This window comes from Streptomyces sp. NPDC085460 (assembly GCF_044541975.1).
GTDB lineage: Bacteria > Actinomycetota > Actinomycetes > Streptomycetales > Streptomycetaceae > Streptomyces.
The window spans coordinates 1-14,588 of record NZ_JBITTO010000004.1 but is presented as its reverse complement, the minus strand read 5'-3'; the positions used below and the strand labels follow the sequence as shown (position 1 = coordinate 14,588).

The 14,588-nt window shown below is 73.8% G+C and carries 14 protein-coding genes; 6 read left to right on the top strand and 8 right to left on the bottom strand.

Translation table 11 applies throughout. The annotated features are described in order from the left end of the window. Positions 1–202: 202 nt before the first annotated feature. Positions 203–1,675: an NCS2 family permease gene (locus ACIGHB_RS11185; RefSeq protein WP_360309161.1), complete on the top strand. Its 1,473-nt coding sequence runs from the start codon at positions 203–205 to the stop codon at positions 1,673–1,675. 40 nt (positions 1,676–1,715) lie between these two features. Next, on the top strand, positions 1,716–2,855 hold the full coding sequence (locus ACIGHB_RS11180) for an XdhC/CoxI family protein (protein ID WP_360309159.1): 1,140 nt from the start codon (positions 1,716–1,718) through the stop codon (positions 2,853–2,855). A 3-nt stretch (positions 2,856–2,858) separates the two neighbouring features. Here the strand turns inward: ACIGHB_RS11180 and ACIGHB_RS11175 are convergent, their stop codons facing one another. The 3 genes from ACIGHB_RS11175 to ACIGHB_RS11165 all read right to left on the bottom strand — a co-directional run bounded on the left by ACIGHB_RS11175 (position 2,859) and on the right by ACIGHB_RS11165 (position 5,997). Then, on the bottom strand, positions 2,859–3,926 hold the full coding sequence (locus ACIGHB_RS11175) for an SCO7460 family lipoprotein (RefSeq protein WP_399911688.1): 1,068 nt from the start codon (positions 3,924–3,926) through the stop codon (positions 2,859–2,861). A 100-nt stretch (positions 3,927–4,026) separates the two neighbouring features. Next, complete coding sequence (locus tag ACIGHB_RS11170; RefSeq protein ID WP_360309155.1) at positions 4,027–5,334, bottom strand: ROK family transcriptional regulator; 1,308 nt, start codon at positions 5,332–5,334, stop codon at positions 4,027–4,029. Between the two features lie 57 nt (positions 5,335–5,391). Beyond that, on the bottom strand, positions 5,392–5,997 hold the full coding sequence (locus ACIGHB_RS11165; RefSeq protein ID WP_360309153.1) for a TetR/AcrR family transcriptional regulator: 606 nt from the start codon (positions 5,995–5,997) through the stop codon (positions 5,392–5,394). Between the two features lie 116 nt (positions 5,998–6,113). Between ACIGHB_RS11165 and ACIGHB_RS11160 the strand changes: the two genes are divergently transcribed. Next, positions 6,114–7,268: an acyl-CoA dehydrogenase family protein gene (locus ACIGHB_RS11160; protein ID WP_399911683.1), complete on the top strand. Its 1,155-nt coding sequence runs from the start codon at positions 6,114–6,116 to the stop codon at positions 7,266–7,268. Here the strand turns inward: ACIGHB_RS11160 and ACIGHB_RS11155 are convergent. Both ACIGHB_RS11155 and ACIGHB_RS11150 read right to left on the bottom strand, forming a co-directional pair. After that, positions 7,237–8,748, bottom strand: a complete 1,512-nt coding sequence (locus ACIGHB_RS11155; protein ID WP_399911681.1) for a serine/threonine-protein kinase — start codon at positions 8,746–8,748, stop codon at positions 7,237–7,239. The genes ACIGHB_RS11160 and ACIGHB_RS11155 overlap by 32 nt on opposite strands. A 268-nt stretch (positions 8,749–9,016) precedes the next feature. After that, the gene (locus ACIGHB_RS11150) at positions 9,017–9,574 is read right to left on the bottom strand and encodes a heme-binding protein (protein WP_399911678.1); all 558 of its coding nucleotides are present in this window, start codon (positions 9,572–9,574) and stop codon (positions 9,017–9,019) included. 283 nt (positions 9,575–9,857) lie between these two features. Between ACIGHB_RS11150 and ACIGHB_RS11145 the strand changes: the two genes are divergently transcribed. From ACIGHB_RS11145 to ACIGHB_RS11135, 3 genes are all read left to right on the top strand, one after another. Beyond that, a complete protein-coding gene (locus ACIGHB_RS11145) occupies positions 9,858–10,619 on the top strand; it encodes an SDR family NAD(P)-dependent oxidoreductase (protein ID WP_399911675.1) in 762 nt (253 codons plus the stop codon). Positions 10,620–10,728: 109 nt separating this feature from the next. Next, positions 10,729–11,457, top strand: coding sequence for a TetR family transcriptional regulator (locus ACIGHB_RS11140; RefSeq protein WP_360309143.1), 729 nt, complete (start codon positions 10,729–10,731; stop codon positions 11,455–11,457). A 111-nt stretch (positions 11,458–11,568) separates the two neighbouring features. Beyond that, on the top strand, positions 11,569–11,952 hold the full coding sequence (locus ACIGHB_RS11135; protein ID WP_360309141.1) for a hypothetical protein: 384 nt from the start codon (positions 11,569–11,571) through the stop codon (positions 11,950–11,952). 73 nt (positions 11,953–12,025) lie between these two features. Here ACIGHB_RS11135 and ACIGHB_RS11130 read toward each other — a convergent pair whose 3' ends face one another. From ACIGHB_RS11130 to ACIGHB_RS11120, 3 genes are all read right to left on the bottom strand, one after another. Further along, positions 12,026–12,982, bottom strand: a complete 957-nt coding sequence (locus ACIGHB_RS11130) for an electron transfer flavoprotein subunit alpha/FixB family protein (protein WP_399911671.1) — start codon at positions 12,980–12,982, stop codon at positions 12,026–12,028. A 33-nt stretch (positions 12,983–13,015) separates the two neighbouring features. After that, positions 13,016–13,804 carry an electron transfer flavoprotein subunit beta/FixA family protein gene (locus ACIGHB_RS11125; protein WP_399911669.1) on the bottom strand — a complete coding sequence of 263 codons (789 nt, stop codon included), beginning with the start codon at positions 13,802–13,804 and terminating at the stop codon, positions 13,016–13,018. A 28-nt stretch (positions 13,805–13,832) separates the two neighbouring features. Then, the coding region (locus ACIGHB_RS11120) for an acyl-CoA dehydrogenase family protein (RefSeq protein WP_399911667.1) at positions 13,833–14,588 on the bottom strand (756 nt) is incomplete at its 5' end.

Genomic DNA, 14,588 nt, shown 5'->3' with positions numbered 1-14,588 from the left:
GTCACCCCCGGCAGTACCCGAAGTACCAGCAGCACCCGCAGTACCAGCAGCACCCGAAGGACCCGCAGTACCGCACCACCCCGTTCGTCTCGGGCCGTCCCCCGGGTCGTGCAGCCACGCAAGATCCCAAATCCCGCAGCTTCACCGTCAGAGCTTCCGAAGTCTGATGCGGGTGCCCCTTTGAACCTTGGGAGTAGGCCCCATGACCCAGTCGTCTGTGGAGCCCAAGACCGCCGCGGAAGACGCGGGCTCCGGCTCGCGCAACCCCGCCGGACGTTCTTGGCTCGACCGGTACTTTCACATCTCGGAGAGAGGATCCTCCGTCAGCACGGAGATCCGCGGTGGCGTCACCACCTTCATGGCGATGGCGTACATCCTCCTGCTCAACCCGATCCTCCTCGGAGGCCCGGACGTCGACAAGAACGTCCTCGCCTCCTCGGCCGTCATCACCGCGACCGCCCTCGCGGCGGCGGTGACCACCCTGCTGATGGGCTTCGTCGGCAAGGTGCCGCTCGTCCTCGCGGCCGGCCTCAGCGTCTCCGGTGTGCTCGCCACCCAGGTGGTGCCGCAGATGACCTGGGCACAGGCCATGGGCATGTGCGTGGTCTACGGTCTCGTGATCTGTCTCCTGGTCGTCACCGGCCTCCGCGAGATGATCATGAACGCGATCCCGCTGCCGCTCAAGCACGGCATCACCATCGGCATCGGCCTCTTCATCGCGCTGATCGGCTTCAACAAGGCCGGCTTCGTCGGCGCCGGCCCGCAGTTCGGCCCGCCCGTCACCATGGGCTCCGGCGGTGAACTGGTCGGCTGGCCCGTCCTGATCTTCGCGGTCACCCTGCTCGCGATCTTCGCCCTCCAGGCCCGCAAGATCCCCGGCGCGATCCTCATCGGCATCGTCGGCGGCACGATCATCTCGCTGATCGTCAACGCCGTCGCCGACATCCCCGCCAAGGGGCCCGGCTCCTGGGCCAACGGCTCCCCTGAGCTCAAGGGCAGCGCGGTCTCCGCCCCGGACTTCTCGCTCTTCGGCGACGTCTCCTTCGGCGGCTGGGGCGACGTCGGCTACATCACCGTCGGCGTGATCGTCTTCACCCTGGTCCTCGCCGGCTTCTTCGACGCCATGGCCACCATCATCGGCGTCGGCACCGAGGCCAACCTGGCCGACGACAAGGGCCGCATGCCCGGCCTGTCCAAGGCCCTCTTCATCGACGGCGCGGGCGGCGCGATCGGCGGCGTCTCCGGCGCCTCCGGCCAGACGGTCTTCGTGGAGTCCGCCACCGGCGTCGGCGAGGGTGCCCGCACCGGCTTCTCCTCGGTGATCACCGGCCTCTTCTTCGCGGCCTGCCTCTTCTTCACCCCGATCACCCAGATCGTGCCCCGCGAGGTCGGCTCCGCCGCCCTGGTCGTCATCGGCGCGATGATGATGATGAACGCCAAGCACGTGAACTGGGGCGACAGCTCCGTCGCCATCCCGGTCTTCCTGACCGTCGTCCTGATGCCCTTCACCTACAGCATCACCCCGGGTGTCGCGGCCGGCGTCATCGCCTACTCCGTCATCAAGGTGGCGCAGGGCAAGGCCCGCGAGGTCGGCGCGTTCATGTGGTGCCTGACCGCGATCTTCATCGTGTTCTTCGCCCTTCACCCGATCGAGGGATGGCTGGGCGTCAGCTGACGCCCGACCGCCCTCCTCTCACACCGCCAAGGAGACCGACATGCTGGACATCGCCGAAGAGCTGCACCGGTGGGTCGAGCAGGGACGCGACTTCGCCGTGGCCACCGTGGTGGCCGTCGGCGGCAGCGCGCCCCGGCAGCCCGGCGCCGCTCTCGCCGTCGACAGCGAGGGCACGGCGATCGGCTCGGTCTCCGGCGGGTGCGTGGAGGGCGCGGTGTACGAGCTGTGCCAGACCGCGCTCGACGACGGCAGGACCGTCGTCGAACGCTTCGGGTACAGCGACGAGGACGCCTTCGCGGTCGGCCTGACCTGCGGCGGCATCATCGACATCCTCGTCACCCCGGTCCGCGGCGGGGTCTTCCCCGCCGCCCTGGCCGCCGCCGTCTCGGGGGAGGCGGCGGCCCTCGCCCGGATCGTCTCCGGCCCCGAGGAGCTGCTCGGCCAGGCGCTCCTCGTCCACCCGGACGGCTCGTACGAGGGGAAGCTCGGCGGCCACCCCGAGCTGGACCGCACCGCCGCCGCCGAGGCCCGCGCCCTGCTGGACGCCGGCCGCACCGGCACGGTGGAGATCGGTGAGGACGGCAGCCGCTGCGGACAGCCGCTGTCGCTGCTCGTGGAGTCCTCCGTCCCCGCCCCCCGCATGATCGTCTTCGGTGCCATCGACTTCGCCTCGGCCCTCGTCCGGGTCGGCAAGTTCCTCGGCTACCACGTCACCGTCTGCGACGCCCGCCCCGTCTTCGCGACGAGGCTCCGCTTCCCCGAGGCGGACGAGATCGTCGTCGAGTGGCCCCACCGCTACCTGGAGTCGACCGAGGTCGACGCCCGGACCGTGCTCTGCGTCCTCACGCACGACGCCAAGTTCGACGTCCCCCTCCTCCAGGCCGCCCTCAAGCTTCCCGTCGCCTACGTCGGCGCGATGGGCTCCCGCCGCACCCACGAGGACCGCAACGAGCGCCTCCGCGAGGTCGGCGTCACCGAGCTCGAACTCGCCCGGCTGCGCTCGCCGATCGGCCTCGACCTCGGCGCCCGCACCCCCGAGGAGACGGCCCTGTCGATCGGCGCGGAGATCGTCGCCAACCGGCGCGGCGGCAGCGGCGCCTCCCTCACCGGCGCCCACACCCCCATCCACCACGACGGCCCGGACACCCCGCTCGCGGGCCGCATAGGCTCCGTGGCCTGAGGCTCAGCCCCGCGGCCAGGCGTACGACGGCGCCCCGTCCCCCTCGTCCGGCAGGCCGAGGGGGCCGTCGCCGTCCCGGACGCCGCGGAACACCCGGGGCTCGCCGACCAGCCCGCCGTCGAGGGACGCGGTGACCGCCAGGGCGTGCCGGCCGAGGCAGACCGGGCGCTCGCCCTCGGGGCGCTCGCAGTACAGGACCCAGCCGCCGACCCGGTCGACACGGCCGGGCAGCAGCTTCCACACGCCGGTGTACTCGGAGACCGCCGCCTCCGGCAGCCGGGGCGCGGCCTCCTCGCGGAGCCACGTCCGGGCCGCGTCCCGGACCGCCGCGCCGAACCGCTCCCGCTCGTCGAAGGGCATGACGAGGTCCACCTCGCCCGAGTCGAGGGCGATCCGGCCGTCCGCCGACCGGAACCCGATCCGGTGGTACGTGCCGTCGCCCAGCGCGGCGAGCCGCCGGCCGGAGCTCAGCCGCATCAGGGTGGGGTGCCCCGCGTCCCCGGGGAGGCCGGCGACGCGCTCCGGCGGGGCCACCTTCACGGAGAGGTACGCGGGAGCCGCGCCGCCCCGGGCCCGGGGCCACCGCTCCAGACAGTCACCGACCGACGCCACCAGGGGGCGTACGGTCTCCGCCTCCACGCGTGCGGCGATCCACGGGCCGGTGCCGTCGGCGGACAGGCCGTGCACCTCGTACCCGCACGCCGCGAACTCCCGCCGCATCAGCCGGAAGTCCCCGGCGTCCCGCCGCGCCTGTGCGAGCGCGCCCTCCAGCCGGTCCTCGCACGGGCGGCCCGCGCAGTCGTCCTTCGAGGCGTCCACCCGCAGCCGTACCCAGGCGTCGGGGTCGTCCTTCATCCGGAAGCTCACCTCGGCGCCGCCGTCCTGCGGGAAGAGGTTCCGGACGTCGACCACCTCCAGCTCCCCCGGCGCGACCCGCTCCGCGATCTCCTCCGCGCGCTTCCGGTCGTCGCCGGAGGTGAGGGCCCCGCAGCCGGTGGCACCGAGCAGGGCCAGGACCAGGGCGAGCACCCCCGCCCCTCCGCGCGCCGTGCCCCGCCGTGACCGTGCCATGACGTCCACCCCCGTCGTGTCTCCTGAGGCGACGGTAGGCGGGGAGCGGGGCGGTCCGCGTGAGTAGCCGTACTCAGCCGGAGCGGGGCCGATTACGGGTTCAGTGCGCGGTGCGGTCCCGGACGGCCTCGGTCCAGGCGGGGGCCTCCTCGACGGGGCCCGGCTCCTCGCGGCGCCCGCCGCGGGCGAAGAAGTCGGCCAGGGGGAGGATCGCCGCGCCGACCGTGACCGCGTCCGGGCCCAGGGTGCCGAGGCCGATGGTGACGCGGGCGGCGGGGTACGCCAGGGCGTACGCGCGCGCGTGGGTCTCGACCTCCGCCAGGAAGCGGGTGCCGAGGAGGAGGCCGGCCCAGCCGCCGACGAGGATCCGCTCCGGCTGGAAGAGGTTGATCAGATCGGCGAAACCGGCGCCCAGGTACTCGGCGGTCTCCGCCAGGACCGCGACGGCCGCGGGGTCGGGATCGCCGCCGTCGGAGGGGTACGCGGCGGCCGCCATCGCCGCGAGCGCGGCCTCCTCGCCGGCGCCCGCCGGAGGCTCGCCTCCCGCCTCCCGCCACCGCTCCAGCAGCGCCCCGGCACCGGCGTACGCCTCCAGGCAGCCCAGGGCGCCGCAGCGGCACCGGCGTCCCCTGACCCGCACCTTCAGATGGCCCCATTCGAGCGCCCGGCCGGGCGCGGGCGGGTCGGTGGTGACGCAGGCGCCGACGCCGGAGCCGAAGAGGACCACGACCGCGCTCGTCGCGCCCCGGCCCGCGCCGAACCACATCTCGGCCTGGCCGAGCGTCTTGGCGCCGTTGTCGATCCGGTACGGGACCTCCGCCGGCAGTTCGACCGCCTCGCGGAGCAGCCGCTCCAGCGGCACCGCGTCCCAGCCGACGGTCTGCCCGTGGACCACGGCGCCGCCGCCGTTGTCGGGATGCTCGACGATGCCGGGGACGCCGACGCCCACGCCGAGCAGCGCCCCGGCGGGGACGTCCGCCGTGCGCAGCACCTCGGCGATGCCCTCGCGGATGTGGTCGACGACGACCCCGACCTCGTACCGCTCGGCGCCCTCCGCGGCGGGGGCCAGCGGGCGCTCGGTGCGGGCGAGCTCGGTGAGGGTGAGGTCGAAGAGCTCGATCCTGATCCGGGTCTCGCCCACGTCCACGCCGATCATGCGCCCGCTGGCGGGGGCGACGCGCAGCAGGATCCGGGGGCGGCCGCCGGCCGAGTCGACGCTGCCGGCCTCCTCGACCAGGCCCTCGGCGACCAGCTCCGCGACCACGTTGCTGATGGAGCCGGAGCTGAGGCCGGTGGCGGGGCCGAGCGAGAAGCGGCTCATGGGGCCGTCGAAGTAGAGCCGCCGGAGGACCGCGGTGCGGTTCTCGCGCCGCAGGTCCCGCACGGTCCGGCCGTTCGGTCTGGTCACTGGGGCCCCTCGCGGTAGTGGTCCAACGGGCGGAGGTGGGTCATGTCCGGGGCCGCCTCAGGCCCGGCGCAGCCCGCTGAGCAGCAGCTCGGCCAGCTGGTCGTACGCCTCGGCGTCGGCGAGCCCGGTGGCCGAGGCCACCTGCCGCCGCTGGATGCGGACCATCACCGAGGCGATGACGTCGGCGGCGAAGGCCACGTGGACCTCCCGGAAGACGCCCGCGCTGACGCCCTCCTCGATGATCTCCTTCACCCGTCCGGCGGCGGCCCGGGTGTTCCGCTCGTACACCTCGGCGGCCGGCTCGAAGGCGGCCACGTCGTCGAAGAACTGCGGGGAGACCGGCGCCAGCTCGGCGGAGACGGCCCGCAGATAGGCGGAGAGCCGCTCGGCGGGCCCGCTCGCGGCGGCGAGGACCGCCTCGACGCGGGTGGTGGCCCGCCGGAAGAAGTGCACGACGGCCGCCCGGACCAGCTGCTCCTTGCTGTCGGCCAGGCCGTACAGGGTGCGCTTGGAGCAGTGCAGCCGCGCGGCGAGGTCGTCCAGGGTCAGCCGGGCGAAGCCCTCGCCGACGAGCAGGGCGACCAGGTCCTCGAAGAGGGCGGAACGGCGCGCCGCTCCCCGGCCCGTGAGCTTCGGGGCGTCGGCGGAGGAGGTCTCGATCACCCGGACAGTATGCCGGGCCGCCCGCGCGGAGGGGTTACGTCCGCTCCGGAGTGCGCTATTTTTAGCGGTACTGGAGTACCTGTCCGAGTACCACTTTGCGCGCCGATGGAGTCGCCATGGATGTCGACCGCCTGCTTCCCACCCCCGAGGCGGCGGACCTCATCGCCCTCACCCGCGAGATCGCCGACAACGAGCTCTCCCCGCGGGTGGACGCACACGAGGCCGCCGAGACCTATCCCGAGGGTCTCTTCACCACGCTCGGCCGGGCCGGCCTGCTCGGCCTCGCCTACCCCGAGGAGTACGGCGGCGGCGGCCAGCCGTACGAGGTCTACCTCCAGGTCCTGGAGGAGCTCGCCGCCCGCTGGGCGGCCGTCGCGGTCGCCACCAGCGTCCACACCCTCGCCTGCCACCCGCTGTACGCCTTCGGCACCGAGGCGCAGAAGGAGCGCTGGCTCCCGTCGATGCTGGAGGGCCGGCTCGTCGGCGGCTACAGCCTCTCCGAGCCGCAGGCCGGCTCGGACGCCGCCGCCCTCGCCTGCAAGGCGGAGCGCCAGGAGGACGGAAGCGGCTACCGGATCACCGGCACCAAGGCGTGGATCACCCACGGCGGCAAGGCCGGCTTCTACGCCCTCTTCGCCCGCACCGCCCCCGGCGGCCACGGCGTCTCCTGCTTCCTCGCCCCCGGCGAGACCGACGGCCTCTCCTTCGGCGCCCCGGAGCGCAAGATGGGCCTCCAGGCGGTCCCCACCACCTCCGCCTACTGGGACGGCGCCCTCATCGAGGAGGACCGGCTCATCGGCGCGGAGGGCCAGGGCCTCCAGATCGCCTTCAGCGCGCTCGACAACGGCCGCCTCGGCATCGCCGCCTGCGCCACCGGCCTCGCCCAGGCCGCCCTGAACGCGGCGGTCGACTACGCCAACGAGCGCACCACCTTCGGCCGCCGGATCGTCGACCACCAGGGCCTCGGCTTCCTCCTCGCCGACATGGCCGCCGCCGTCGACGCGGCCCGCGCCACCTACCTGGACGCGGCCCGCCGCCGCGACCTCGGCCGCCCCTTCAGCCGCCAGGCCAGCGCGGCCAAGCTCATCGCCACGGACACGGCCATGAAGGTCACCACGGACGCCGTCCAGGTCCTCGGCGGCTACGGCTACACCCGCGACTTCCCCGTCGAGCGCTACATGCGCGAGGCGAAGATCATGCAGATCTTCGAGGGCACGAACCAGATCCAGCGGCTGGTCATCAGCCGGGGGCTGGCGCGTCCGGAGAAGTGACGGGCGGGGGACGGTCGAGGTACGCGGTGAGGCCGGGGTCCGGGGCGTAGCGGTCTCCCGCGTGCCGGCGCAGACCGGCGTCGAGGCGGCCGAGGGCCGGGCGGGGGTCCTCAGAGGCGTCGAAATGGAGCTGGAGGGCGGCCCCGCGGTCGCCCTCGCCCTTGAAGCGCTTCGGCACGGGCGCGCCCTCCCGGAGGAGGGCGTCCAGCTGCCACAGACGGCCGTGCCGGTCCGCCGGCCGGGCCTGCCGGACGGTGACGCGGGAGACGTCCGTCCACGGCGAGGACCAGTGCTTGTCACGGATCTCGCCGTGGAGGTGGTCGGCGGTCAGCAGAACGGTGCTCCGGATGGCCGGCTGGCCTCTCAGGAGCAGGACGCCGAGCACGAGGGCGAGCACGGCGACCGCCGCGATGACGCCCGTGGCCGTGACGGAGTAGACGAGGGCGAGGGCCGAGAGCGGCAGGCCGAAGATGCCGAGGAACAGGAGACAGCCCCCGCTCTCCGAACGCGCGCCCGGCTTCTCCGCCACCCCGGCGGTGACGCGCGTGACCGCCCCGGCGGGGCCGGGGGCCGGGACCGCATCGGTCCGGGCGGGCCGCGGGGGAGCCGTCGCGGGCTGCGAGAGAGCCGTAGCGGGCGGCGGGGGAGGCGTCGTGGGCCCCGCGCCGCCCGCGCGGTCGCTGTGGCCCAGCAGGTCCAGGACCAGCGAGGGGGACGGGCGACGGGCGGGCGCCTTCTCCAGGCAGGCGGCGACCAGCTCCCGGAGCGCCGGGGGCACCCCGTCGAGCTCCGGCCGGTCGTGGACGACCCGGTAGAGCAGGGCGGGCGCGGAGCCCTCGCCGAACGGCGCCCGGCCGGTGGCGGCGAAGGCCAGGACCGAGCCCAGCGCGAAGACGTCGCTCGGCGGGCCCACCGGGGCCCCCGACGCCTGCTCCGGGCTCATGAAGCCGGGGGTGCCCACGACCAGACCGGTCCCGGTGAGGGCCGTGCCGCCCTCCACCGCCTTCGAGATGCCGAAGTCGATCAGCCGCGGGCCCGTGCCGGTGACCAGGATGTTCGACGGCTTCAGGTCGCGGTGGACGAGCCCGGCCCGGTGGACCGCGTCCAGGGCCTCCGCGAGGCCGGCGGCCAGGGAGCGCAGCTCCGGCTCGGGGAGCGGCCCCCGGTCCCGTACGAGCGCCTCCAGGTCGGGCGCGTCGAGGTAGTCGCTCGCCACCCACGGCACCGGGCCCTCGGGGTCGGCGTCGACGATCGGCGCGGTCCAGAATCCGCCCACCGTCCTCGCGGCGGCGACCTCCCGGCGGAACCGCTCCCGGAAGCCGGGGTCGGCGGCTATCTCCGGCCGGATCACCTTCACCGCGAGCCGCCGGCCGCTGCGGGACGAGCCCAGGAAGACCTGCCCCATCCCGCCCTCGCCGAGCCGGGCCGACAGGCGGTACGGGCCGATCGAGACCGGGTCGTCCGGTCGTAACTCCTCCACGGGGCCCCCGAGTTCGCGTGCCTGGAGGGGTGATCCTCCCAGAGGGCGCGGGCTCGGGCCAGACCTGGACCGGTCGTCCGGGACGGGGGCGCGGAGGTATCGGGGGATCCCGTGGTGATTTCGTGTTGAACCAGTTGAGGCGTATGCTCGGGACAGCCACCCCGGTTCGCCTGTGTTCCCCCGTTTCAGGCGGACCGGGGTTCGGCGTTCTCCGGGCCGGTCCGCCCCCGCCCGGGGCCGCTTCCCCGGGGCGGCCCGCCCGCCGGGGCTACTTCTCCAGCGCCGCCACGCCCGCGCGCGCGAACTTCTCGTCGAGGTCGCCCGAGGGCGCGCCCGCCACGCCGATGCCCGCGACCGGGGCGCCCGAGGCGGTGACCGGGGCGCCGCCGCCGAGGAACAGGGTGCCGGGGATGTCCTTCAGGTGCGGGGCCTGGGCCAGGCGCCCGGCGAGGACCGAGGTCGGGGCGTTCCACGCGACGGCCGTGTACGCCTTCCGCTCCGCCGACTCGGGGGACTGCGGGCCCGCCCCGTCGCCGCGCAGGGTGACGAGCGTGTTGCCGTCGCGGTCGACGACGGCGACGGTGACGCGCTGGTTCTCCGCCTCGGCCGCGTCGAGCGCCGCCCTGGCCGCCTTCGTCGCCGCGGCGATCGTCAGACGGTCGGCGGAGGCCGTGTGCGCGGTCGCGGCCCCGGTGGCGGCCACCGGGGCGTCGGCCTGCTCGCCGCCGGCGCTCGCGGAGTAGGCCCCGGCGCCCGCCAGGCCGAGGGCGACGACCGCCCCGGCGGTCGCCAGACGGGTCCGGTGGGCCTTCTTCACGTGCTTCATAGGGCTGTCGCTCCAGGGTCGGGGGGTCGAAGATCGACTGACGCCCCATCCTCCGGCCGGTCCCGGCCCCGGGCGGTCGGCGCACCGGCTGCGGGCCGCGCGCGGATCGGTGGACCCGGGGGTCCGCCGATCGGATGACCCCCGTCCCGCCACCGGCCCGTCGCGGGTTCTATGGTGAGCGGCGCAGATCGCGCGGACCGCGCGATCCCCCGCGGGGACGCGCCCCCGGCCCGGCGGCCAACCCGCCGGCAGGGTCACCCGCACGACACGAACGAGGAGTTCCATGGACATCGCCGGCTCCGCCGCTCTCGTCACCGGTGCCGCTTCCGGGCTCGGCGCCGCCACCGCCGCCGCGCTCGCCGCCCGCGGCGCCACGGTCTACGGGCTGGACCTGGAGAAGGCCGTCGCCGCCGCCGGGCCGCTGCCCGAGGGCGTGCGGCTGATCGCCGCCGACGTGACGGACGAGGACCAGGTCCGCGCCGCGCTCGCGGAGACCGACGCCGACGGCGCCGAGCTGCGGCTCGCCGTGAACTGCGCGGGCATCGCCCCCTCGGCCCGCGTCCTGGGCCGCAAGGGCCCGCACGACCTCGATCTGTTCCGTACGGTCGTGAACGTCAATCTGATCGGTACGTTCAACGTGATGCGGCTCGCCGCCGAGGCCATCGCCCGGCACGAGCCCGACGCGCACGGCCAGCGCGGTCTCGTGGTCAACACGGCCTCGATCGCCGCCTTCGAGGGGCAGGTCGGACAGATCGCCTACGCCGCCTCCAAGGCGGGCGTGGCCGGCATGACCATCACCGCCGCCCGCGACCTCGCCCAGTTCGGCATCCGGGTCGTCACCGTCGCCCCCGGCATCGTCGACACCCCGATGATGGCGGGCTTCAGCGAGGAGATCCGGGCCGGGCTCGCCGCGAGCGTGACCTTCCCGCAGCGCCTCGCCCAGCCGGAGGAGTACGCCCGCCTGATCACGATGATCGCCGAGCACGACTACCTCAACGGCGAGACGATCCGGATGGACGGCGCGCTGCGGATGGCCGCGCGCTGACCCCGCGGACCCCCCGCTGAGCGTGCGCGCGCCCGGTGAGAGCACTCGGTGCCGGAATAATCCGGCACCGAGTGCCGCACGAAGGCGTCACCGGTGTTAGGTTCGTGCCATGGCAGCAGCGGCGACGAACCCCCGGACCACCCCGAAGCCCGCGATGCGGGACTCCCTCATCGCCGCGGCCTTCCAGCTCTTCCTGGAGCGGGGCTACGAGCAGACCACCGTCGACGACATCGTCACGCTCGCGGGCGTCGGACGGCGCTCCTTCTTCCGCTACTTCCCGTCGAAGGAGGACGTGGTCTTCCCCGACCACGACCAGTGCCTCGACGACATGACCCGCTTCCTCGCCGCCAGCGCCGACACCGACGACCCCATGGCCCGGGTCTGCGACGCGGCCCGCCTGGTCCTGCGGATGTACGCGGAGAACCCCACCTTCTCCGTCCAGCGCTACCGGCTCACGCGCGAGGTCGCCGGGCTGCGCACGTACGAGCTCTCCGTCGTCTGGCGGTACGAGAAGACGCTCGGCGACCACCTGCGGGCCCGCTGGGCCGACCGCAGGGACGGCACCCTGCGCGCCAACGTGGCCGCCGCGGCCGTCGTCGCCGCCCACAACCACGCCCTGCGGCACTGGCTGCGCTCGGGCGGCGAGGGAGACCCGCTGGAGGAGGTCGACCGCGCCCTGGAGTTCGTCCGCGCCACCTGGAGCCCGGACGCGCCCGGTGGCGCCGCCGGCGACACCGCCGCCGAGGGCGACGACGACGTGGTGGTCGTCATCACCAAGCGGTCCACCCCGATGTGGCGCGTGGTGCGCGAGGTCGAGTCGAGCCTCGGCGAGGGATGAGGGGCCGCAGTATCTCAAATTGAGGGAACTGAGGTCTTTCTTTGCTGGCACTGAGTGCCATATCTTGGGCTCCATGCACGGTCGAGCCGCCGAGTGCGAGGAGAAGGCATCGTGTTCCACACGGGACTGAGGAACCCCGGCGCCGTCCGGACCGAGGAATCGGCCGAGGGCACCGATCTCTACTTCCAGCGCTGCGCCTGGTGCCACACCACCACCTTCCAGCGCCTGCTCTGCCCGACCTGCGGGTCGACCGATCTCTCCCCCCAACTCAGCGAGGGAGAGGGCGTGATCACCGTCCGCCGGGCCCACACCGCCGCCGAAGCGGACCTCTGGCCGGTGCACATGGCCGAGGGCTTCGTCGTCCGCTGCCGGGTCGACGGGCCGCCGCACGCCGTGCGCCCGGGGGTCAGGGTCAGGCTCGCGAGCGCCGCCGAGACCGGACGCAGGCCGGTCGTCCGGCTCTGCGAGGAGGTCCCGCTGGACGGCTGGATCTGAGCCCTGGGAGGGCAGCCGAGAAGGGGGTGGCACAGAGTGCCACCCCCTAGGTCGTGTCCGGGCGTCCGCCGCGTCAGCGGGCGCCGATCTCCTCGGTGAGCTGCGGCAGCACCTCGAAGAGGTCGCCGACCACGCCGTAGTCGACCAGGTCGAAGATCGGGGCCTCGGGGTCCTTGTTGACCGCGACGATCGTCTTCGACGTCTGCATGCCGGCCCGGTGCTGGATCGCGCCGGAGATGCCCGCGGCCACGTACAGCTGCGGCGAGACCTGCTTGCCGGTCTGGCCGACCTGGTTGGCGTGCGGGTACCAGCCGGCGTCGACGGCGGCGCGGGAGGCGCCGACGGCCGCGCCGAGCGAGTCGGCGAGCTTCTCGACGACCTCGAAGCCCTCGGCGGCGCCGACGCCGCGGCCGCCGGAGACGACGATGGCGGACTCGGTCAGCTCCGGGCGGCCGGTGGAGACGCGCGCGGTGCGGGAGACGACCTTCGCCGCGTTGCCGGTGAAGGCGACCGTCACGTTCTCGACCGTGCCCGCCGCCGGCGCGGCCTCCGGGGCGGCGGAGTTCGGCTTGACGGTGATGACCGGAACGCCGTGCGAGACGCGGGACTTCACCTGGTACGAGGCGGCGAAGACCGACTGCGTGGCGACCGGGCCCTCGGCGCCCGCCTCCAGCTCGACGGCGTCGGTGATGAGACCGGAGCCGAGGCGGAGCGCGACCCGGGCCGCGATCTCCTTGCCTTCGCCGGAGGAGGTCACCAGGACGGCGGCCACCTCCTTCTCCTTGGCGATCTGGGTGAGCGCGTCGACCTTGGGGACGACGAGCTGCTCGGCGAACTCGGCGCCGTCCGCCACGCAGACGGTGGCCGCGCCGTACTCGGCGGCGGTGGCGGCGACGGAGGCGGCGGCCTCGCCGGCGCCGAGGACGACCGCGGTCGGCTCGCCGAGCCGGCGGGCCAGGGTGAGCAGTTCGAGGGCCGGCTTGCGGACCGCACCGTCGGCGTGGTCCACGAGAACCAGGATCTCAGCCATGATTCCTTGCTCCTGAGGTGGGGTGACGGACGGTCAGATGAACTTCTGGGAGGCGAGGTAGGCGGCCAGCTGCTTACCGCCGTCACCGCCCTCGTTCGTGACGATCGTGCCCTGGGTGCGCGCCGGGCGGGCGTCCGCCGACTCGACCAGGGTCCAGGAGCCGGCCAGGCCGACCTCGTCCTCGTCGATCTCCAGGTCGTCGAGCTCCAGCTCCTCGACCGGCTTCTTCTTGGCGGCCATGATCCCCTTGAAGGAGGGGTAACGGGCCTCGCCGGACTGGTCGGTGACCGAGACGACGGCCGGCAGCGGGGCCTCCACGAGCTCGGTGGCGGCGTCGCCGTCCCGGCGGCCCTTCACGAGCCCGCCGTCCACCGAGACCTCGGACAGCAGCGTCGCCTGGGGCAGGTTCAGCCGCTCGGCGAGGAGCGCGGGCAGCACGCCCATGGTGCCGTCGGTGGAGGCCATGCCGCAGACGACCAGGTCGAAGCCGGTCTTCTCCAGAGCCTTGGCGAGGATCGCGGAGGTGGCGATGACGTCGGAGCCGTGGATGGACTCGTCGTTGACGTGGACGGCCTTGTCGGCGCCCATCGACAGCGCCTTGCGCAGGGCGTCCCTGGCGTCGTCCGGACCGACGGTGACGACGGTGACCTCGGCGTCGTCGGCCTGCTCGGAGATCCGCAGGGCCTGCTCGACCGCGTACTCGTCGAGCTCCGACAGCAGGCCGTCGACCTCGTCGCGATCGACGGTCAGGTCGTCCGCGAAACCGCGGTCACCGGTGGCGTCGGGAACGTACTTCACACAGACAGCGATCCTCAGGGTCACGGCCTGGCTCCTTTCAACGAGCGGACGGTTACGGGAGGTTGCGGGCCATGACGATGCGCTGGACCTGGTTGGTGCCCTCGTAGATCTGGGTGATCTTGGCGTCGCGCATCATGCGCTCGACGGGGTAGTCGCGGGTGTAGCCGTAGCCGCCGAGGAGCTGGACGGCGTCGGTGGTGACCTCCATGGCGACGTCGGAGGCGAAGCACTTGGCGGCGGCGCCGAAGAAGGTCAGGTCGCCGTCGACGCGCTCGGACTTGGCGGCGGCGGCGTAGGTGAGCTGGCGGGCGGCCTCCAGCTTCATGGCCATGTCGGCGAGCATGAACTGCACGCCCTGGAAGTCGGCGATCGGCTTGCCGAACTGCTTGCGCTCCTTGACGTAGCCCTTGGCGTAGTCGAGGGCGCCCTGGGCGATGCCGAGGGCCTGGGCGGCGATGGTGATGCGGGTGTGGTCGAGGGTCTTCATCGCGGTGGCGAAGCCGGTGCCCTCGTCGCCGATCATGCGGTCCGCGGGGATGCGGACGTTGTCGAGGTAGACCTCGCGGGTCGGGGAGCCCTTGATGCCGAGCTTCTTCTCCGGCGCGCCGAAGGACACGCCCTCGTCGCCCTTCTCCACGACGAAGGCGCTGATGCCCTTGGACCGCTTCTCGGGGTCGGTGACGGCCATGACCGTGTAGTACTCGGAGACGCCGGCGTTGGTGATCCACCGCTTCACGCCGTTGAGGACCCAGAAGTCGCCGTCGCGGACCGCGCGGGTCTTCATGCCCGCCGCGTCGGAGCCGGCGTC

Excerpts from the sequence above, each read along its gene's own strand:
- ACIGHB_RS11160 (WP_399911683.1), top strand. The coding sequence starts at position 6,114 with ATGGATGTCGACCGCCTGCTTCCCACCCCCGAGGCGGCGGACCTCATC.
- ACIGHB_RS11145 (WP_399911675.1), top strand. The coding sequence starts at position 9,858 with ATGGACATCGCCGGCTCCGCCGCTCTCGTCACCGGTGCCGCTTCCGGG.
- ACIGHB_RS11150 (WP_399911678.1), bottom strand. The coding sequence starts at position 9,574 with ATGAAGCACGTGAAGAAGGCCCACCGGACCCGTCTGGCGACCGCCGGG.
- ACIGHB_RS11130 (WP_399911671.1), bottom strand. The coding sequence starts at position 12,982 with ATGGCTGAGATCCTGGTTCTCGTGGACCACGCCGACGGTGCGGTCCGC.
- ACIGHB_RS11180 (WP_360309159.1), top strand. The coding sequence starts at position 1,716 with ATGCTGGACATCGCCGAAGAGCTGCACCGGTGGGTCGAGCAGGGACGC.
- ACIGHB_RS11140 (WP_360309143.1), top strand. The coding sequence starts at position 10,729 with ATGGCAGCAGCGGCGACGAACCCCCGGACCACCCCGAAGCCCGCGATG.
- ACIGHB_RS11185 (WP_360309161.1), top strand. The coding sequence starts at position 203 with ATGACCCAGTCGTCTGTGGAGCCCAAGACCGCCGCGGAAGACGCGGGC.
- ACIGHB_RS11175 (WP_399911688.1), bottom strand. The coding sequence starts at position 3,926 with ATGGCACGGTCACGGCGGGGCACGGCGCGCGGAGGGGCGGGGGTGCTC.